Genomic DNA, 18,443 nt, shown 5'->3' with positions numbered 1-18,443 from the left:
GCACCCCGTGAACCCACAAAGCACCCCAAGCAATTTCAAGAACCCGCTGTACGAGCTGGCCTCCCAGCTCGGCAGCGCGGAGCAGGCCTTGCGCCAGGCCGCTCATCAATGCCCCGGCGACCCGGCCTTGCAGGGCGAGCTGCTGGCTCGCGCGGCCTGGTGCAAAGACAAATTCAACACGGTCAGCGATCGCATCACCCACGGGTTGGCGCGGCGCCTGGCTGACAACCCAAGGAGAAGCTGAGATGGATACCCAAGAAGTGACGAAGAGCGCGCCCCTGCCTTTGAAAAGCACGCTCACCCCGGCCGAGGAATTGGGCCGCAACACCAGCCGCCTGAGCTGGCTGGCAGCACAAGGTGATGTGAGCATTCAGTGCTTTGAGCTGGTGTTTGGCGGCGGCCCGGTGGTGGAGCTGGTCGAAGAAGACGGCACGGTGATGGGCCGCGGCTCTGACCTCTACGCCGCCTTGGATGATGCGATGGGGAGCACCGGGCTATGAGCAGCACCAAGACCACCGCGCGCCAACTGGTGCTGGCCGCCGTGCAAGCCGCTGGCCCCTTGGGCCTTGGCCTCAACGACCTGGAGCGCCAGCTGGCCAACCCCGACACCGGCCTGACCCGCCACCAGCTCAACCTGACGGCCAACCGCCTGGTGAGCGGCGGTGTGGCCTACAAGGTGGGCGTGGGCGCCAAGAGCAGCGCCGAGCTGCGCTGGTTTGCCAACTTGGCCGACGCCCAAGCCTGGGTGGCCCGGCCCGATGTGCGCCCCGGCCTGCATGTGGGCCAGCGTGCGCAAAAGCCCGCCGTGACCCGCAACACGCGCCGCGCGCCGCGCGCTTCGCCCAGCACCTTGAGCCGAAACGACAAGACCTTGTCTGAAGTCTTGTTCAAGCGCCGCGAGACCGAGGCCCGAGACGCCGCCGGCCGCGCCGCCAAGCGGGCCGCCCTGGACGCGGTGGAGCCCATCATCACCCCTCACACCAAGCGCACGGTGCTGCCTTCGCCGCCGGCGCACCGCTATGCCGTGACCGGCCCCGTGGTGGGTGGCTTTGCCTCTGCACCGATCGGCTGTCATGAGCAGCCGGCGAGCAGCTGGGTGCTGGCGGTGACTGGGGGTCGGGTATGAGTACCGAATCAAAGCGCTACGGATGGTCTGTCAGCATCAATCGCAAGGACGGGAGTGGCTACCTGTGCGCATCGGATCGAGGAATTCTTCCTCCGGTCTGGACGCTTTCTCAGCGCAGATTTGCCGTCTCCCACAAGCGCGCCTTGATCGAGGCGGGATTCAAGGCCAAGGTCGTTCGCGTCGAGTTCACCGTTCCATTGGAGGTCCAACCATGAGCGAAGCAACGCGGATGCCCGCAAATCTTCAGGAAAACGCTTGGTGCTGGGTTCGCTTCGAACTCTCTGACGGCACTCCTTCAAACTGGATGCCAGCCCGCCGAAGCGGCACCTGCATGGAGACGCCCGGATGGCGCACTCCGAATGTGCTTCAGTATGGCGAACTGATCGAGAAGCCCCTTGGTGCGACTATCGCCCATGAGCATGCGGCTGAGCTTGCGGAGCTTTCTGTTAATGCTGAGGCTCTGTACCAAGCGTATCTGCGCGGCAAGTCTGAGCGAACGGCCCAGGAAATGCCCGCCAAACTCACCAAAGAACAGCATGTTGCTGCCTGTAAGGTCTTGCTGCGCGCTAGCGGGCTGGACGGCACGCCCCAGCGCATGGTTGACGCGATGCTCGCTGCCGCACCCCAGGCACAGCCCGTGCAGGCCCAGGTAGTGCCAAGCGTTGCCGAAAACGCAAAAGCATTTGCCAAATATTTAGCCGAGTGCGACGACTGCGCCATCGTCCCCGACATTGCCGGGTCGTTCAATGCGGGATGGACTTCCGCTGCCGCACCCCAGGCAGAGCCCCAGCAGGCCCAGGGAGTTCCGGCCGGGTGCGTCCAAGTTGACCGGCGCGATCTTTTTGATGCGGTGCGTGCCGCGTATGTGGAAGGCGGAACGACGGACGAGGCCGATGTAGCCGCCCTTTGGGGTGATGCGACCGACTACGCTAGACGTAATCCTGTTGTGCAGGCCATGCTCGATGCATCGAAACCACAGATGCCGACCGTCCGCCCCGATTGGTTGGATGAACTGGAAGATCGTGAGCGCCTACACGCGGCCAGCGACAGCGAAGAGGATCGTCAATACGCAGCCGGCATCCGCGATGCAATGACGGCATACACGCTCGCTGCCGCACCCCAGGCAGACCCCGCGCAGGCCGAGGGAGTGCCGCAGCAACCCGAGCATCAACCGATCCGGACCTGCGCAGCCGCCAAGGAGCTCCGCGCTCAAATTCAGACCACCTGCGGCGGCTTGCTGAACACTATGTCTGGGCTTGTCGAGTTCATTGATGGCGATGAACTGGATCAGGCCTTGACTGTCTTGAATGGGTTCCTGGGTGAACTTACGGCCTTGCTTCAAATGCTGCTGCGGGCGGAAGCCTCTGGCATTTCTTTGGTGGGGGAGTGAGGCCATGAGCAGCATGCACCAAATCAAGCCCGTCACCCGCATGACCGAGGACGCCTGGCGGGCCCAAGCTGTTGAGCGCTTTGGCGCTGACCCTTTGAAATGGCGATTCGTCTGCCCGAGCTGTGGCCATGTTGCAGCCGTGCAGGACTGGCGCGCAGCTGGAGCGCCCGAGGGTTCCGTGGCCTTCTCTTGCGTGGGCCGCTACACCGGTGACCGGGCCGCAGCTGCTGCGGCGGCCTTCAAGTACTCCGGCGGCCCTTGCAACTACACCAGCGGCGGGCTGTTCATCATCAACAAGGTGTTCGTTACCTTGAAGTCCGGGGAAGAGTGCCCGGTCTTTGAGGTGGCCGAGATTGAGCAGAAAGGCGGTGCGGCATGAAAGAGCGGCCCATGCTTTTCAGCGCGCCGATGGTGCGCGCAATCTTGGCCGGCACGAAGACACAGACGCGGCGGGTGGTGCCCACGATGCTCACGCTGGGTCGCTTGGAGTTTCCCGGTCGACGCGATCGCAAGGGGTTCAATCAGGTGAACTGGCTTGATACCGTAGAAGGCCAGAGCGAAGCAATCCGATGGTGCCGCTACGGCCAGCCGGGCGATCGGCTGTGGGTGAGAGAGGCCTTCGCCAGGATCGACGGGCAGACGCGCCCCTGGATCGAGACCGACTACAGGGCAACTTACACGCATGGCGATCGACTTGGTGACCTGCTTGGCGAGAAGAAGCGTTGGACGCCTTCAATCCACATGCCACGCCACGCCAGCCGCATCACCTTGGAGATCACCGGCGTGCGTCTGGAGCGGCTGCAGGAGATCAGCAACGATGACGCCCATGCCGAAGGTGCAGCCGATTGGGCGGCTGAGATTGTCAGCAACGGCAACAAGTTCCCCAGCACCCAGCGCGCATTCCAGGCGCTTTGGGAGTCCATCAACGGCGCCGAGGCCTGGGCACTGAACCCTTGGGTCTGGGTGGTCGAGTTCAAGCGGCTTGAACAGAACGGCGGTGCGGTATGAGCGCTCAGCAGATTCTGGATCCATGCTGCGGAAGCCGGATGATGTGGTTCGACCGGAAGAACCCCAATGTCATCTTCGGAGATCGCCGCAGCGAAACGCTGACCGTCACCGACCGAAGCCATGGGAATGAAAAAGGCACGCGCACGCTGCACATCCAGCCTGACGCTCTGATGGACTTCCGCCAGATGCCGTACCCAGACGGCGCCTTCAAGCTAGTGGCCTTCGATCCGCCGCACCTGGTGCGAGCTGGGCCACGCTCATGGCTCGCAGCCAAATACGGGAAGCTCGGCCCCGAATGGCGCGATGACTTGCGGCGAGGTTTCGCTGAATGCTTCCGCGTGCTGTCTACCGACGGCGTGCTGGTTTTCAAGTGGAACGAGACCCAGGTGAAGCTCAGCGAAGTGCTGGCTCTGACACCCCATCGGCCGCTCTTTGGCAATACATCGGGCAAGAAGGCGGGCACGCATTGGCTGGTGTTCATGAAGGCCACTGAAGGCGGTGCGGCATGAGCACATCCACAGAGCTCATCACCTGGAACCACTTGCCGGAAGCCGGTTTCCCAGACTCAGACACCACCGTGTTGGTTGCTCTTGAAGGCGCTGATGAGCCGACTTGGTTTGGCTACTGGGACACCGAATCGCTCTGCTGGCGAGACGCGGCCACCGGCGGCACGTTCACCAGCCGGGTGACCAAGTGGGCGGATATGCCCACGGCTGGATCAACCCTTTGACTTGAAGAGAAAGGCAGGACTTCAATGAGCACGATTCAAAGCGAACGGCGATACACCAGCCCGAGGTACACGGGCTCGATCAAGCAGCGGGTGCGATCGCAGCTGAACAAACCCCGCCGGATCCCGGAGCTGGTGGCGGCGTTGAATCTAAGCGCTAAAGCGATCGGCAACACCATCTACATGCTGGTGCGAGACGGCGAGGTGGTGAACCTGGGCGATCGGGTCGGGGGCCACGGCCGCGCGGGTTTGTTTGTGAACAAGAAGGCAGTGCCCGAGCAGCAGGTGCAAGAGGCCGAGGCAGCAGCTCAGCGCTTTGATGCTACGGCCTTGCTGCAGGCCTGGAGGCACTGAACCATGCCCCGCCTGATCGACGGCACCGAGGTGGACAGCGCCTCCGAGGCTTGGCGGCACCAGTGTGAGGCCCAGACCATTGCGGCCTTGCCGACGCTGGCTCAGCGCCGTGCCTGGCTGGAGTCGCTGGCGCATAAGCGTGGGCCTGAAGAAGTGGAGCGGCTGCGCCGCACGATGAAGGCGCTGTGGGAAGAGAAGAAGCATGCTTAAAACTTCAAAGCAGGCCGCAGCGCCTCGCCGCCACTGCCCGCAGGGGAAGCGGCCATTCCCTTCCTTGGACGCGGCCCAAGCTGCTGCAGCAGCCTTGACGCGTCAGCGCGAGCGGCAAGGCAATCGCATCGTGAGCTTTTTGCGGGCCTATGGCTGCGGCTGCGGTGCGTTTCACTTTGGCCGCACGCGAAGCATTGATTGGTCGAAAGTGAAATGAACCGTGCGTCAGCCGCACCGGCGTTTGATTACCGCTCGCCCAGACCTCGGCGCACCGCGTTTTCGATCAAGTCTTGCAGGGCCTCTTGGGCGGCAGGCGGGTCAAAGCTGGCTTGCAAGCGGGCCACCAATTCAGCGTTGACGCTGCGCTGGTTCAGGCGGGCAGCGTGCTGGAGCTTGTCGTGTAGATCGGTAGGCAACCGGTATTGGCTGCGGTGCTGGTCAGTCATGACACTACTCTGACACTATGGCGCACCGTCTGTATAGTGACACGGTGTCACTACGAACCTAGGGGGATGCCTTTTGAAAGACATCATTGGGCTGATGACCAGGCTGCCGCAGCCTCTCCATGCGCAGGTCAAAGAGCTTGCCGAAAAAGAGGACCGGAGCCTGAATTGGATGTTGGTGACTTTGGTGAGGTTAGGTGTGGAGTCTTGGCTTGAGCGGCGTGGAGAAATTGGTGGTCCCGAGAGAAATCTGAGGCGTGAACCGTGAACGAATCCCGCAAAAACGGTCTCCCCCCCCTGTTTAAGTGGGGGGAGGCTCATCTGGCGAGCGAGCGCGCCGTTCATTCTTGGTCCAGACTGGAAAAGATAGTTCGTAGTAGTAGCTGAAAGCCAAGAAATGCACACAGAGAACAAGCAGCCGGCGAAGGAAACGCACGGCTCTGACAATGGATGCAGCAAGGCTGGCCCTTTTTCACGCTTGGGCCAGTTTTCGCGCTGTTTTTGCTCGGGCTTGCCGCCGGGCTTTCCTGCCTACGGCAAGCCCGCCCGGGATGCCGAGGCGCTGCAGCTAAGGCATGAGCGCAGCCAAGAGACGCTGGCCGATCTGGAGGCTGGGCTGAATCAGGCCCATCAAAGCCTCCAGGCGGTATTGGATGTGTTGTCTGCAGCCGCGCCGGGAGGCGTGGTGTCTGTGGCGGCGGTGCGGCATTTGCTCGCACAGCCCGCCGATCAGGTGGAGCAGAGCCTGGCAGCGGCAAGAGCGGCGCAGATGCCTTGATCGGCTGGCCGCCCCTGAGCGGCCCCGTGCCCCCTCTGCAATTGACCTGAGCACGCCGGTAGTCTGCCGGCACGATGCGCAGAGGTACAAGAGATTGGTCGGCAGAAATGGACCGGGTGACTTTCCGTTGCCTGGTGTGTCGTCACGACTGGGCCGCCCAGCCCGACCTGGTGGAGCCTGACCCCGACCCGGCCGCGGCTCACCACCCCTTCCGCTACTACGGCAACTGCCCCGCCTGCGACGAAGAGCACCAGCCGCAGGCCCCGTGGGAGCGCGCCTTGCTGAAGGCGCACCAGATGAGCACCGGCCCCAAGACGCCAGCCGGCCAGGCCAACAGCGCCGCCAACCTGGAGGGCCACCCCACGCCGGAGGAAGCGCTGCGCACCCGCTTTAATGCCATGAAGCACGGGCTGAATGCCCGGGTGGCCCACTACTTCCCGGCCAAGCCGGATGGATACGCCTTCTGCTCGGGCTGCGAGGTGAACCGGTATTGGTGCGGCGAGCAGCCGGCCTGCGTGAAGCAAACCGAGCTTTTCATGCTGCACAGCGCGGCGTTTGAGCAGAAGAACCCCAAGGCCTTGGCCAAGATCCACGGCGACTTGCACGCGGCCTTGGTGGCTTCGCTGCAAATGTGTTTGCAGGCGGTGCTGGGTGATGGCGTGGTGCTGAAGGTGCCCAAGGTGCATGTGGACAAGGAGGGCAATTGCGTCACGCTCACCTATGTGGATGAGCATGGCCAGCTGCGCAATGTGATGGAGTACTCGGCCAACCCGGCCTTCAAGCCGATTGCCGACCTGGTCAGCCGGCTGGGCCTGAGCCTGAGCGACCTGGGCATGACCATCAAAGCGCAAGAGGACGAAGAGGCGCAGCTGCGCGGGCGCCTGGGGGCGGATGCCAAGCCGGTGGAGATGCTGCAAGACTTCAGCAACCGCATGGCGGCTGCGCTGGAGCGCATGCCGGCGCTGGTGGAGGCCTCGCGTAAGGCTGCGGCGCAAGACCCGGTGCTGCTCGAGCATGAAGCGCAGACGGGCAGGAGCAGCGCCAAATGAGGGTGACAGGCGCTGAGCGGGTGAAGCATGCCAGCGTGGCTGAAACCGAGATCATGCGTTATGCGCAGGTGGACCCGGCCACGGGCCTGCGGCCGCATGTGCTATGGCACAAGCATGTGCACAACGTCGAGCTCGATCCGGTGCAGGCGCTGAAGATGGTGGAGATGGACCAGCACCGCAACACGGCGGACTTCTCTTGCCGGCGCACGGGCAAGACGGCCGTAAAAGAGATGTACAACCTGGAGCGCCTGGCCACCGAGGGCTACCAGGAATGCGGCATCGTGGCGCCGCGGCTGCAGCAGAGCCAGAACAACCTGGACTACATGGTGGAGGCGATTCGTCGCAGCCCGATGCTGAGCGCTTATGTGGCCTACAAGCAGGGCCGGCCGCAGCTGAAGGACACCGGCTTTGAGTTGGCCAACCACAGCAAGGCGGGCGCGTACGGAATCATGAGCCAGATCGACGGTGACGCGATCACGATCGCCAGCATCGAAGAGGTGGACGATATGCCGCAGGATCGGCTGATGAGCCGTTTTCTGCCGATGCTGGGCGCGGCACGGCGCCTGGGCGTGGACGCCGGCGTGGCGAAGTTCAAGCCGGAGATTCGCATCTGCGGGGTGTTCAAGGGCGCGGGCGTGTTGCAAAGCCTGCTGAACACCGGCGAGTACAAAATTCTGACCACGGTCGATGTGCACCTGGGCCAGCTGCTGGGGGCGATCGACAAGGGCTGGGCCGAGAGCATGCGGATCCAGCTGCCGGCGGATGAGTGGATCCGGCAGTTTCTGTGCAAGAACATCCAGGCGCGCAACTGGATCTGGGAAGAGCACATCCGCCGCGCACTGGCCGTGGGCCTGGAAGCGGGCCTGACACGCGCCGGGCCGCTGCCGGGGGAGCGCTACAAGAAACGCGGCTTGCTCAGCTTTGGCTATGACCACACTGGCCACGGCGAGAACCCGGCCGCCTCCAAGAGCAGCTTGGTGGTGACCGAGACAGTGGGCAATTGGGTCACGGTGCCGTATGTGAAGCTGTGGGCGCCGGGCGTTAGCGACCAGACGCTGCGGCGCGACTTGGTGGCGGCGTGGGACTACTTCCGGCCGGATTACGCGATTGGTGACGCCTACGGCGTGGGCATGCTCACCGCGGTGAATGATGACTTGTTCAACCAGGGCCTGACGCACATCAACCGCGAGACGGTGGATGACGGCAACAGCACCGCCAGCGCGTGGAACAAGTGGGCCTTTGCGCCCATGCGCTTTGAGGGCATGACCAAGCATGTGATGGCCAGCGCGGTGCGCGAGCTGTTCCACCACGGCCGCATGGCTTTGCCCTATGTCGACACGGGCTGGGCTCAGGAAGACCCGGAGTGGCTGGCCTTTGTGCGGCAGGTCGGAAACATGAAGGCGCTGCCCACCAAGGCGAGCTACAGCAGCTTTCAGATGGCTGACCAGAAGATCGGGGATGACTTGTTCGATGGCCTCTGCGCCGCCGTGTATGCGCTGGTGACGCGGGGGCTGGAAGACGCGCCCGCTGTGGTGCAGAGCCGGCGCGTGGGGCGCGAGGATTTGCTGGGGCAGGGCGGGCGCCTGGCCCTGGGCTGACCAAAAAGGAGATGGCCATGGGCTACTGGAAAGAACTGGCCGGCACGGCCAAGACCGCAGGGGCAGACTTGCTGCGCCAGGCGCTGGCGCCGCTGTATTCACGCCCAGCGGGGGAGCGAGGCTCGCGCACGCCAGCGGATGTGGCGATGCAGCGCTTTTATCGGCAGTTTGCGGTCAGTACCGAGGTGCGCGAGAAGATCGTCATGCTGCGCGAGATGGAGGTGCGCGACGGCCGCGTGAAGCGGATCCACGGCCGCGTGGCCCGCGACACGATTCGCGGCGGCCTGCTGATGCAGTTCCAGGAATCCAGCAGCGCCGAAACCCTGCGGCGCGAGTGGATGGACTTTGCCGAGCGGCTGCAGCTGACGCGGGTGCAGAAGCTGCGCAGCGATGCGCGCGGCCTGGTGAGCGAGGGCAATTTGCCGCTGCAGCTGGTGTTGGATGAGCGCCAGCGGGTGGTGGCGGCGGTGCGGATGCCGGCCGAGACGATCGTGCCGATCGTGGATGCGAATGGCCGGTTCAAAGACCCTACGAGGGCCTATGAGCAGCGCGATGTGTTGACCGGCGAGGTGCTGGCCACCTTTGCGGCCTACCAGCTGCAGATGGCCCGCTTCGACCCGCTGAACTATGACGATATGGGCGAGATGGGCCGGCCCATGCTGGACTCGGTGGCCGAGACCTGGCGCAAGCTGGTGATGACCGAAGAGGACATGGTGATCCGCCGCCGCCAGCGCGCGCCAATGCGGCTGAGCCATGTGCTGGAGGGGGCCACGACAGAAGACCTGGAGATCTACCGCAAGAATGTGGAGGGCGAGAAAGGCGAGATCACCACGGACTTCTACAGCAACCGGCGCGGCGCCGTGAGCCCGGTGCAAGGGGACGCCAACCTGGACCAGATTGCCGACGTGGTGCACCTGCTCGACAGCTTCTTTGCTGGCACGCCGCTGCCCAAGGGCTTGATGGGCTACACCGAGGGGCTGAGCCGCGACATTCTGGAGGACTTGAAGCGCGACTATTACGACGAGATCGACAGCCTGCAGGACACGCTGGCCTGGGAGTATGAGTCGATCTTTCGGATCCACTTGCTGCTCAAGGGCATTGTGGCGGGGCCTGAAGAGTTCAGCCTGCGTTTCAGCGAGCGCCGAACCGAGACGCCGAACCAGATCGCGGACATGGGCCTCAAGCTGCAAGCGCTGGGCTTGCCCCCGCCGATGGTGTGGGCCGAGATCGGGCGTGACCCGGTGCAGGTGGCGGCGGCGGCTGATGAGTGGGCGCAGCGCAGCAACCCCTATCCGGGGGATGCCCCCACGCTGGAGGGGGGCCAGCCGGGCATGCCCCCTGTTGGGGGCGGTGCAGGCAGCGCAGCCCCCCAAGGTGGCGCCCGAGTCAGCATCACCCCCGGCAATGCCCCCAAGGGGGGTAGCGCCACCAGCATTGGGGTGAAGGGCAGCAATGGCGGCCGAGGCCGGGGCGGCTGATGCCGGCGGGGCTTTACTCGGATGCCGTGGGTGCAGCGATTCGCCGCGCCAGCTCAGCGGCGCAGGCGGGCATGCAGACGCTGGATGAGCGCATGGTGGAAGACTTGCGGCGGATCTACACCGATGCAGCGCAGCAGGTGCGGGCGGCCATCGAGGGCGCGGCCGCCGGCGCGGCCCGGGTGAAGCTGGACCAGCTGCGCGGCTTGCTCGAGCGCATTGACCATGTGCTGGATGCGCTGGCCTCGGCGCGCACCCAGCTGATCATTGACGCGCTGCGCGAGGCGGCCGGCCTGGGCGTGGAGCCTTTGACGGAAGAGGGGATGCGGGCGGCCGGCGGGCATGCGGGCCTCGATGCCATGGGCCATGCGCCACATGGCGTATTGAGCCGTATGCAGGCGCTGGAGCAGGTGGACGCGGCGGTGCTGTTCACTCGCAACTTCAGGGCGGCCGATGGCTTGAATCTGAGCGATCGGCTGTGGCGGGTGGACCGGGGCGCGCGGGAGGCGATTCACCGTGGCATTGAGCAAGCGGTGGTGCAGGGCTGGGGCGCTGACCAGGCGGCGCAAGAGCTGATGATGCGCGGCCAGGCCGTGCCACCTGACACGCAGCGCGCCCAAGGCGCGGCGGATGTGGGCAAGGTGGTGCAGGCCGGCGTGGCCACGCTGGAAAACGCGGATTCAGGCGCCCTGGCCAACAGCCTGCGCGTGGCGCGCACCGAGATCAATCGGGCGCATGGCGAGGCCTATATGAGCGGCGCCGCGGCTGCGCCTGGCGTGGTGGGCTTTCGCTTCCTCTTGAGCCCTCGCCACCCCAGGGTGGACATTTGCGACTTGTACGCCAAGCAGAACCTGTACGGCCTGGGGCCGGGTGTGTACCCCGATCGCGCCCGCTGCCCTTGGCCCCCGCACCCCAATGTGTTGAGCTTTGTGGTGGCGGTGTTTGCCCCGGAGATCTCGGCTGCCGACCAGGCCGGCAAGGAAACGACGATGCAGGCGCTGGAGCGCCTGGGGCCAGATCTGCGCGCCGGCGTGCTGGGCCCGACCAAGGCGACCTACTTCGACCAGGGCGTGTTGACGCGGGGCATGGTGCGGGCGACGGTGGGGGCGGTGAAGCGGCGACTCAAGCAGAGTTAGGGCTGAACGCCATACTTGCGAACAAAATCGTCGCGCAGTCGTTCACACATCCAGCGCGCAGCCTCTCTTGTTTGAGCTGGCTTCAGCGGGTCTTTCATGTCAGACATGCAGACGTCGATCACGGCCCTCGCCTGCCGCTTTGCGTCAGCATCAGGGCTGTTGCTGCCCACTATTGCGAAGAACACGAACAAGGCCAAAGGGGCGCCCAATACCCACATCCAAACTTTGCTCTTGGGTTTGGTTCGAGCGCCGCAATGCGGGCATTTAGAAGCATCAGTGCTGACTTGTGCCTTGCAATCTGGGCAAGTGATGAGCGCCATGGATTCCCCCTTTTGTTTGATTGCGCCTTTGCATGAAAGGCGCAGTAGGGTAACGCATAAGGTCAGCGGTGTTTTGCAGGGCTAAAGCCCACCACATTCCGGAGTAGTGCTCGGGGTGATTCCGGAATGGTGCTAGGGGTCAGATCGGCCCTTTTTGCCTCCCGGCAGGGGCTCAGATCGACCGGGCGAGGGCCTCGAGGGCTCGGCTCACGGCCTGGTCAATCGTCAGGCCTTGGGCCTTCAGCTGGGTCAGTGCGTTAGCGGCTGCGGGGCTGAGGGTCACACCGCTGATTTGCCGCTTGCCCTCTTCGGCCAGCTTGGCGCGCCGGAGTCGGGAGCGATCGGCGCCGCTGAGGGCTTTGCCGGTGACCGGGCGGCCGCGGGTTGCAGGGGCTGGGGATACTGCCGCGCTCTTCGCCATGGGCTTAGTGTCTGTCATTGAGGGCCTCTTTGTATATCTGCCCGGCCTCACGCATGAGGCGGGCCATCATTGGGCCGATATTGTGCGGGCCGTGCTTTGCGATCAGCGCTGCATGCACCGCAGGATCTGGCAGCAGCTCACCATCCCATGCAGCCGGGTCGGCGGGGTCTTGGGTGTATTCCACGATCAGGCCGCTTTCGTGCACGGCCTGGCGCGCGGCCAGATCCACGCGCCAGCGCTTCTGCCATCCGTAGTGTTTGCTTGTCATCACGACCTCATGAGTTAACAGGTCAAAAGCCCGCACGGGGCGGGCTTGTGGGGTGATGGTTTTTTGGGGGGGCTCAACTAGCAGCCGCAGTGGGATTCATGAGTTTGAGCCACTATCCACGACTCCCCAGAACCCACCATCAGCACGGCGGGACCGGCCAAACTGACGGAAGAGGCTCAAGTGACGCGCGGGAATTTCTGACGCCTTTACGGCCTTCGCTGAGTTCTTGTCGCACCATTCATCGCGCCCAGTCTTGGTGGGGAACTGGTGGAGTTGCAGTTCCTTGTAAACCGCGGCGCCAGATGAATCCGTTTCTTTCTTGTAAGCGTAAAAATTTGCCATGGTGATCTCCAGTTGGTTTGTGCTGCCTGTTCGGCAGTGGAGAGCCGGCTACCGGCCGGCGGCGGGTCGCGGTGGGCGACTGTGGGTTTATATCACTGCGCCTTTCTGATGCCTGACCAGGCCGGGAGGGCTTGGCCAGGCGGTGGGCTTAGGCCTTCAAGCGGCGCATTTCTTCGGCCAGGGTCCACAAAGCGCGATTCAATTTCACGTCCTGGTCAATGCCGTTGACTTCACGCGTGCGCCGCACTTGACGGCGGCCGTTCGCGTCGACCGTCGCCCCACGCAGCCCGCCCCGGATCACGTTTTCTTGCACGCGGTTGAACGTGGTCCAAAGGTCGCCGGCGCGGTCTTCGGTGCGGCGTGCTCGGTTGACTTGCTCAGGTGTGACGGGCAGCGCTTCGGTGCCTTCGGCGGGTTCAAATCGCAAGAGCGCCGCAGCCTGAGCGAATGCGCGCTGTTCGCCTTCGTTGAGTGTCAGCGCCCGCATTTCATCGCGGCTGCCGATGACTCGAGTGAGACCGTCGAGCACCTCATATGCGCCCTCCGTGACTCGGTCCAGAATCTTGCCAGAGTGCTGGACGCGCACGGTTTGGCAGACGCCATCGGGCACCATCAGGCCGTTATTGCAGGCCAAGCGGTACATGCCGCCCATCATCTGATAGGAGCTGCTGCCGTCGTGCGAGTTAATCAGCACGATTTCGGGGGCCGAATCACCCACGGCCAGGGCCTGCATGGAACGATGGCGCAGGCGGAGCATGTGTTTTGTATGGCCGGCCTTGTCGGCATTGCGGGCCGTGGCTTGCTTGGCGCTGTAGACCTCAAAGCCCTCGCGGGACAGGCCGCGCAGAATTTCCATTGTGGCCACGTAGGCGTAGCGCTCGCTGCGGCTGTCATGGGCCGACTCAGCAAACACAGACGGCGCGATTTTGCGCAGCATGTCCTCAGTCAGAGGCTGTTGTGCGCGGCGAAGTTGGGCGCCAATGGTGAAGTCGTGGGCGAGTGTAGAAACAAACATGAGGAAATCTCCGTAGAGAACCGGCATCCGGCCGGCGTCGGTGGGCTGCGTTCTTGCTGCCCATGGCCTGTATTATCGTTACGCGAAACGAAAAAGCAAGTGTTATTTTTACCGGAGTGCGCTTTTCTGTAGATCGCCCCGGATCTCGCGCGCTGGCCAGCTGCTGCCTGAGCCTCGCCCCTCTTGCTCCAGGCCCGCCGGCGGCCGCCTGGAGGCCTTGCCTCCCCTCTTGACCGCAGGCCTACAACTTGAGCGACCAGGCCGGCCGCACCCTTCGGCCCCTTTCCCCCGCACCCCCCAATGCGATTTAGAACGCGGGTCAGCCCCTGCGGGGAGGAAAACAAGGGCAAAGCCGGGCGCTGTGTTCAGTTTTACAAAATGGGAGCGGTGGCGGCTGCAAATATCCGTGGACCCGTGGATGGTTATAGCTTTTGCCTATGTTTCCTCTATGAGCGGGCCGAATTGGTATTACTTTTGCGTCCACGGGTTGTTATGTTTTTTCCACGGGTTGACCTGTTTTTTACTCGGGTCTTGGTTTTGATTGGTTTTTGATTTTTTGATCCTTCTATATCTCTATCTCTTTGATTTAATTAGAGAAAGAGAGAAAGAGAGGGAAAATAAAAGCAAAAGTAAATCCACGGGTTGGGGAATGCTGTAAGTTTTGTAACCACGGGTTGGGGCGGTCATCCACGGGTAACCCGTGGTTTGGGAAAAGCCCGCAAACCCGCATGAATACTGGGTTTGCATGGTTATAAAATGGGGTGTCCACGCATCCACGCGTGAAATACGCCACCCCTCCCGGGAGATTGATTAAATGGCCGAGAAAATGAGTGACCTGGAAGCGGTCGACGGGTTCTGCACGTATCTGCAAGGCTCACTCGGGCGCAGGCCTAGGACGGTCGAGGCCTATCGGATGAGCCTGGCCAAGCTGCAGGAATTCCAGCAGGGGGAACCCTTGCTCGAGATCACGCCGGAAGCGCTGGAGGCCTTTTGCGGCATTTGGCTGCATAAGCGCGGCGTGGTGGCGCGATCGCGTAAGCCGTATATCAGCGCCGTGAAGGGCTTCTATGACTGGGCCCAGCTGCGGGGCCAGCGCACCGATAACCCAGCGGCAGAGCTGCGGCACCCGAAGACGGCCAAGCCGCTACCGGAACAGCTCAGCTTGGCTAACGCGGAGCGGCTGATGTGGGCGCCAGATCTGAATACGCTGGCCGGGATCCGTGATGCGTCAATCTTGGCTCTTTTGATCGGCTGCGGGCTTCGGGTGTCGGGCCTGGTCAGTCTGAACGAGAGCGACTTGCGAAACGCTGAGATATCGGGCGCGGTGCGTTTGGTCGTGCGCGTGATCGAGAAGGGCGAGAAAGAGCGGCAATTGCCGGTGCCCAAAGAGGCCGAGATGCTGCTGCGGATCTATTTGGATCATGAGGGCCTGCGCGGATTTGATCGAGATATAGAGGCGGCCGGCAGGCCGGATAAGGTGCTTTTCGTCAATCTGCGCAACACCCGTGTACCGGCTGACGAGTACCGAGGCGAAGCGGTGCGGATCTCGCGCCAGGCGGTGTGGCGAATGATGCAGGCCTACGGGGAGGCGGCCGGCATCCCTGCGCATGAGCGGCACCCGCACGCCATCCGGCACTTGTTCGGTGTGGAGCTGAGCGAGGACGGCGTGGACGTGATCATGCGGCAAGAGCTGCTCGGGCACGCTGACCCCAAGTCGACAGGCATCTATGACTCGATGGTGATCAGGCGCAAGACCAAGGCGCTCGACCAGTCAGGCCCGCTGGGCAAGATCAAGTCGCCAGTTTCCGAAGTGCTGAAAAGGCTGTAGGAGCTCAAGACATGCGGCCGTCCATCGCCCCGACTGGATTACACAACGCCTATTCCGTGACCCTGCGCCTGCGAGCAATACACAGTGTTTATCGATGGCGTGAGACGTTCTCGCGTGTCGCCCAAAACTGTAACAAGAGCGGGCTAACTCGGGGAGGTTTACACATACTCCCCGCGCTTGCGCACTGCGTGGTCTATCAAAAGGCGCAGTCCATGGGGTGGTGCTGCTCTATGACAAGGGGGATGCAATGACACATCAAACACGCAGTGCTTTACCTGCTGGAGCAAATCTTGAGCTCTGGCCTGAGCTGCCTGGTGGCCCTGCCGCCACCCCCGCACCCCGGGTGGGGGCTCGGCAGGCCCGCCCCGTCCCCCCTGGTGGGGGAGGTGGGTACCAGGATGAATGCACCCCTCCAGAATTTTCGAAAATCGCGCCCGGTGCGCTTGAGCCGCGCCTGGTCGAGTTGACCGAGATCGGCTTGTCGGAAATTTGGCTGGCGGCCGCCCAGCTGCTCGGCTTTGACCGGTTCATGGCCTTGTGGCGGCACCTATCCGCCGACAAGAGCGTGCTGACCGAGGATGGCCAGATCCTTCTGCGCCTGCGCGACTTCTTTTGGTACGAGCGCATGCAGCGGGATCTGTACATCCGGCGGCTGGCCGGCATGGGGCTGACGCCGATCGAGATCCATGGCCTGGTGCGCTCACACCTGGGCGACCATGAAACGAGCTATACGGCCGTGAAAAAGGTGGCGAGCTCAGGCTGGTCAGACAAGCGCTTTGCGGCCTATGGCGACACAGGCTTGAGCCCTTATTTACAAGATCGGCTGCGCCGCACAGCCCACTCTCCAGACAAGCCTGACCTATTCCCAGGGCATCTGGAGCGAGCCATCGTCGCGCAGGCCTGCAAAACAGGCCCTGGCGCCCCTCAACGCGGCCAAGCTGACCCGAGGCATGCCGAACTGGTCGACATAGGCTTGAGCGCCTCTTGGCTGTCCGTGGCTCGCTTGGTTGGCTATGACGACTTTGTGGCGCTTTGGCGCGCCTGGTCCTCCGACCCATCGCTGCGCGATCGAAACCACCAGATCGAGCTGCGCCTGCGGTCTGTTCGCTCATTCGATCGATATCAACGAAACCGCTACATCGAGACACTGGTGGCCGCAGGCCTGAAGCCGCGCGAGATCTACGCCATGATCAAAACTGAACTGGGTGAAACCTTGAGCTATCGTCATCTGAAGCGCCTGGCCGCGGCCGGTAAAGTGCCCGCATGAAGCGCGCCGTCATTTACGCCCGAGTCAGCACTGACCGGCAGGCCGATGAGGGCCTATCCATCGACAGCCAAATCCAGGCCTGCAGGACAAAAGCGGAGGGCCTTGGCGCTGCCGTGCTGCATGTCTTTCGGGATGAGGGGATATCGGGCACCACAGATGCGCGGCCGGGCTTCCGGACAGCCATCAATCGGTGCGCGCTTGGTGATGTGGATTACCTCATCTGCTGGAGCTCCAGCCGTTTCGCGCGAGATCAGCATGACGCCATCAGCTACAAGCGCGAGCTGGTCAGCTACCGCACCAAGCTGATCTATGCCCAAGGCAACATTGACCTCGAGTCGCATGAGGGCTGGATGCTTGACAGCTTTCAGCAGGTGGTCGATGAGTCTTATAGCCGCCAGGTCAGCGCCGACACCAAGCGCAGCATGATGAAAGCAGCGCGAGAGGGGTATTGGATGGGTGGACACGTACCTTTTGGCTATCAGGCCGTGGCGGCCATAGACGGCAAGCGCCGAAAACTCATCCCGATCGAGCCAGATGCATCGATCGTTCGCAGCATCTTCGACAGCGCGCAGCGCGGCATTGGTGCCAAGCTGATCGCACTGGATCTCAACGCACAAGGCCTCAAGATGCGAGGCCGGCCCTGGTCCAAGGGCACCATCCTTTACATGCTCAAGAGCGAGGCCTATATGGGGACCGTCATTTACAACCGCATGCACAAGAAGACCCGCTCCCCCCGGCCCGAGGAAGAGTGGATCCGCGTGCAGGCCCATGAGGGCCTGGTGAGCGCGGAAATCTTCAACCTGGTGCAAGCCGGCCTGAGTGGACGCGCGCCAACACCCGAGACCGGCTCGCCGGCCAGCATGCACGTTTTCACAGGCCTGCTGCGCTGCGGCATCTGCAATTCATCGCTGCAAGTGCAAACCGGTACCGGCCGCGGCGCCAAGCTGTACAGCTACTACGCCTGCCGGGGCCATCTCCAGGGCAAGCGCTGCGAGTTCAAGAATGTCAGGGCTGACAAATTCGACCCCTGGCTGCTGGACCAGTTGCTGGACAAGCTGCTGAGCCGCCAGACCATCCAGGCCGTGCTCGACCAGCTGGACGATGCTGCCGGCCGCTGGGTCAAGGATCGGGCCGCCCGACGCACGGCGCTTGTCCTCGAGCTGCGCACAGCCGAGAACCGTCGCTCAAAGCTCTATGACGTGATCGAAACCGGCGGGGCTGACGCGCCTGGCGTCAATGAGCTGGGGCCACGCATCAAACAGCTCAATGAGCAAATCGCCAAGATCGAGGCGGCGCTGGTCTCAATTGAGAACGAAGAAGAACCTATGGTTGGCACGATTGAAGTCAGTGCAGAAGACGCGGCGGAAATCTTCCGCGCGACCGTGACTCAATGTGATGACCCCAAGATCCTGCGGGCTTTTGTGGCCTCGATCGCTGAAATGATCGTGGTGCAGGGGACTGAGGTGATAGTTCACTACAAGCCCGAATGCCTCATCCAGATGGACGGGAATTCGGTTCGCAGTGAGCATAGTTGGCTCCTCGACCTGGGCTCGAACCAGGGACCTACGGATTAACAGTCCGGCGCTCTACCGACTGAGCTATCGAGGAATTATTCGGTGTGTAGGGCTCTTCTCAAAAGAGTAGGCCTACATAAAAAGGGAAAAGCCGCTTGACCTTGCGATCAAGCG

The 18,443-nt window shown here is 63.0% G+C and carries 25 protein-coding genes and 1 tRNA gene; 19 read left to right on the top strand and 7 right to left on the bottom strand.

From position 1 onward, the window contains the following. Nucleotides 1-7: 7 nt before the first annotated feature. Genes LNV06_RS06035 through LNV06_RS05985 form a run of 11 tightly spaced genes read left to right on the top strand, consistent with a single transcriptional unit; the run spans nt 8 to nt 4,815 of the window. The gene (locus LNV06_RS06035; protein ID WP_263537303.1) at nt 8-244 is read left to right on the top strand and encodes a hypothetical protein; all 237 of its coding nucleotides are present in this window, start codon (nt 8-10) and stop codon (nt 242-244) included. A 1-nt stretch (nt 245) separates the two neighbouring features. Further along, nucleotides 246-500, top strand: a complete 255-nt coding sequence (locus LNV06_RS06030; protein ID WP_263537302.1) for a hypothetical protein — start codon at nt 246-248, stop codon at nt 498-500. Then, nucleotides 497-1,126 carry a hypothetical protein gene (locus LNV06_RS06025; protein WP_263537301.1) on the top strand — a complete coding sequence of 210 codons (630 nt, stop codon included), beginning with the start codon at nt 497-499 and terminating at the stop codon, nt 1,124-1,126. The genes LNV06_RS06030 and LNV06_RS06025 overlap by 4 nt, the downstream gene beginning before the upstream one ends. Continuing rightward, on the top strand, nt 1,123-1,341 hold the full coding sequence (locus LNV06_RS06020; RefSeq protein ID WP_263537300.1) for a hypothetical protein: 219 nt from the start codon (nt 1,123-1,125) through the stop codon (nt 1,339-1,341). The genes LNV06_RS06025 and LNV06_RS06020 overlap by 4 nt, the downstream gene beginning before the upstream one ends. Next, nucleotides 1,338-2,516 (top strand): hypothetical protein, encoded by a 1,179-nt coding sequence (locus tag LNV06_RS06015; RefSeq protein ID WP_263537299.1) that lies wholly within the window; start codon nt 1,338-1,340, stop codon nt 2,514-2,516. The genes LNV06_RS06020 and LNV06_RS06015 overlap by 4 nt, the downstream gene beginning before the upstream one ends. Before the next feature lie 4 nt (nt 2,517-2,520). Continuing rightward, the gene (locus LNV06_RS06010; RefSeq protein ID WP_263537298.1) at nt 2,521-2,895 is read left to right on the top strand and encodes a VVA0879 family protein; all 375 of its coding nucleotides are present in this window, start codon (nt 2,521-2,523) and stop codon (nt 2,893-2,895) included. Continuing rightward, entirely contained in the window at nt 2,892-3,524 is a 633-nt protein-coding gene (locus tag LNV06_RS06005; RefSeq protein WP_263537297.1) for an ASCH domain-containing protein, read from the top strand. Before LNV06_RS06010 ends, LNV06_RS06005 begins: the two co-directional genes overlap by 4 nt. Continuing rightward, nucleotides 3,521-4,033, top strand: coding sequence for a class I SAM-dependent methyltransferase (locus LNV06_RS06000; protein ID WP_263537296.1), 513 nt, complete (start codon nt 3,521-3,523; stop codon nt 4,031-4,033). Before LNV06_RS06005 ends, LNV06_RS06000 begins: the two co-directional genes overlap by 4 nt. Continuing rightward, complete coding sequence (locus LNV06_RS05995) at nt 4,030-4,254, top strand: hypothetical protein (RefSeq protein WP_263537295.1); 225 nt, start codon at nt 4,030-4,032, stop codon at nt 4,252-4,254. Before LNV06_RS06000 ends, LNV06_RS05995 begins: the two co-directional genes overlap by 4 nt. A gap of 24 nt (nt 4,255-4,278) precedes the next feature. Then, nucleotides 4,279-4,605, top strand: coding sequence for a hypothetical protein (locus LNV06_RS05990; protein WP_263537294.1), 327 nt, complete (start codon nt 4,279-4,281; stop codon nt 4,603-4,605). Nucleotides 4,606-4,608: 3 nt separating this feature from the next. After that, the gene (locus LNV06_RS05985) at nt 4,609-4,815 is read left to right on the top strand and encodes a DUF7696 family protein (protein WP_263537293.1); all 207 of its coding nucleotides are present in this window, start codon (nt 4,609-4,611) and stop codon (nt 4,813-4,815) included. Nucleotides 4,816-5,060: 245 nt separating this feature from the next. Here LNV06_RS05985 and LNV06_RS05980 read toward each other — a convergent pair whose 3' ends face one another. Then, nucleotides 5,061-5,261, bottom strand: coding sequence for an Arc family DNA-binding protein (locus tag LNV06_RS05980; RefSeq protein ID WP_263537292.1), 201 nt, complete (start codon nt 5,259-5,261; stop codon nt 5,061-5,063). A 394-nt stretch (nt 5,262-5,655) separates the two neighbouring features. Between LNV06_RS05980 and LNV06_RS05975 the strand changes: the two genes are divergently transcribed. From LNV06_RS05975 to LNV06_RS05955, 5 genes are all read left to right on the top strand, one after another. After that, a complete protein-coding gene (locus tag LNV06_RS05975; RefSeq protein WP_263537291.1) occupies nt 5,656-6,036 on the top strand; it encodes a hypothetical protein in 381 nt (126 codons plus the stop codon). 107 nt (nt 6,037-6,143) lie between these two features. Then, nucleotides 6,144-7,085, top strand: a complete 942-nt coding sequence (locus tag LNV06_RS05970) for a hypothetical protein (protein ID WP_263537290.1) — start codon at nt 6,144-6,146, stop codon at nt 7,083-7,085. Then, entirely contained in the window at nt 7,082-8,683 is a 1,602-nt protein-coding gene (locus LNV06_RS05965) for a hypothetical protein (RefSeq protein ID WP_263537289.1), read from the top strand. Before LNV06_RS05970 ends, LNV06_RS05965 begins: the two co-directional genes overlap by 4 nt. A gap of 17 nt (nt 8,684-8,700) precedes the next feature. Continuing rightward, entirely contained in the window at nt 8,701-10,161 is a 1,461-nt protein-coding gene (locus LNV06_RS05960; RefSeq protein ID WP_263537288.1) for a hypothetical protein, read from the top strand. A 26-nt stretch (nt 10,162-10,187) separates the two neighbouring features. Then, a complete protein-coding gene (locus LNV06_RS05955) occupies nt 10,188-11,294 on the top strand; it encodes a hypothetical protein (RefSeq protein WP_263537287.1) in 1,107 nt (368 codons plus the stop codon). On the opposite strand, the gene LNV06_RS05950 is transcribed toward LNV06_RS05955, so the two are convergent. From LNV06_RS05950 to LNV06_RS05930, 5 genes are all read right to left on the bottom strand, one after another. Continuing rightward, a complete protein-coding gene (locus tag LNV06_RS05950) occupies nt 11,291-11,614 on the bottom strand; it encodes a zinc ribbon domain-containing protein (RefSeq protein ID WP_263537286.1) in 324 nt (107 codons plus the stop codon). The genes LNV06_RS05955 and LNV06_RS05950 overlap by 4 nt on opposite strands. 172 nt (nt 11,615-11,786) lie before the next feature. Continuing rightward, entirely contained in the window at nt 11,787-12,053 is a 267-nt protein-coding gene (locus tag LNV06_RS05945) for a hypothetical protein (protein WP_263537285.1), read from the bottom strand. Next, nucleotides 12,040-12,303: a hypothetical protein gene (locus LNV06_RS05940; protein ID WP_263537284.1), complete on the bottom strand. Its 264-nt coding sequence runs from the start codon at nt 12,301-12,303 to the stop codon at nt 12,040-12,042. The genes LNV06_RS05945 and LNV06_RS05940 overlap by 14 nt, the downstream gene beginning before the upstream one ends. 96 nt (nt 12,304-12,399) lie before the next feature. After that, on the bottom strand, nt 12,400-12,645 hold the full coding sequence (locus tag LNV06_RS05935; RefSeq protein ID WP_263537283.1) for a hypothetical protein: 246 nt from the start codon (nt 12,643-12,645) through the stop codon (nt 12,400-12,402). Nucleotides 12,646-12,793: 148 nt separating this feature from the next. Next, nucleotides 12,794-13,660, bottom strand: coding sequence for a DUF932 domain-containing protein (locus tag LNV06_RS05930; RefSeq protein WP_263537282.1), 867 nt, complete (start codon nt 13,658-13,660; stop codon nt 12,794-12,796). Between the two features lie 814 nt (nt 13,661-14,474). On the opposite strand from LNV06_RS05930, the gene LNV06_RS05925 reads away from it, so the two are divergent. The 3 genes from LNV06_RS05925 to LNV06_RS22635 all read left to right on the top strand — a co-directional run bounded on the left by LNV06_RS05925 (nt 14,475) and on the right by LNV06_RS22635 (nt 18,329). Further along, on the top strand, nt 14,475-15,488 hold the full coding sequence (locus tag LNV06_RS05925; protein ID WP_263537281.1) for a tyrosine-type recombinase/integrase: 1,014 nt from the start codon (nt 14,475-14,477) through the stop codon (nt 15,486-15,488). 478 nt (nt 15,489-15,966) lie between these two features. Beyond that, nucleotides 15,967-16,755 carry a hypothetical protein gene (locus LNV06_RS05920; RefSeq protein WP_263537280.1) on the top strand — a complete coding sequence of 263 codons (789 nt, stop codon included), beginning with the start codon at nt 15,967-15,969 and terminating at the stop codon, nt 16,753-16,755. Further along, on the top strand, nt 16,752-18,329 hold the full coding sequence (locus tag LNV06_RS22635) for a recombinase family protein (protein WP_411970076.1): 1,578 nt from the start codon (nt 16,752-16,754) through the stop codon (nt 18,327-18,329). The genes LNV06_RS05920 and LNV06_RS22635 overlap by 4 nt, the downstream gene beginning before the upstream one ends. Here LNV06_RS22635 and LNV06_RS05910 read toward each other — a convergent pair. Next, nucleotides 18,288-18,363, bottom strand: a tRNA-Asn gene (locus tag LNV06_RS05910). The two genes, LNV06_RS22635 and LNV06_RS05910, sit on opposite strands and share 42 nt — an antisense overlap. Nucleotides 18,364-18,443 lie beyond the last annotated feature (80 nt).

Origin of the sequence: Paucibacter sp. Y2R2-4 (genome assembly GCF_025717535.1) — a bacterium.
Taxonomy (GTDB): Bacteria; Pseudomonadota; Gammaproteobacteria; order Burkholderiales; family Burkholderiaceae_C; genus Paucibacter_A.
The sequence above is the reverse complement of the archived record's forward strand: the minus strand, read 5'-3'. Positions and strand labels throughout refer to the sequence as shown.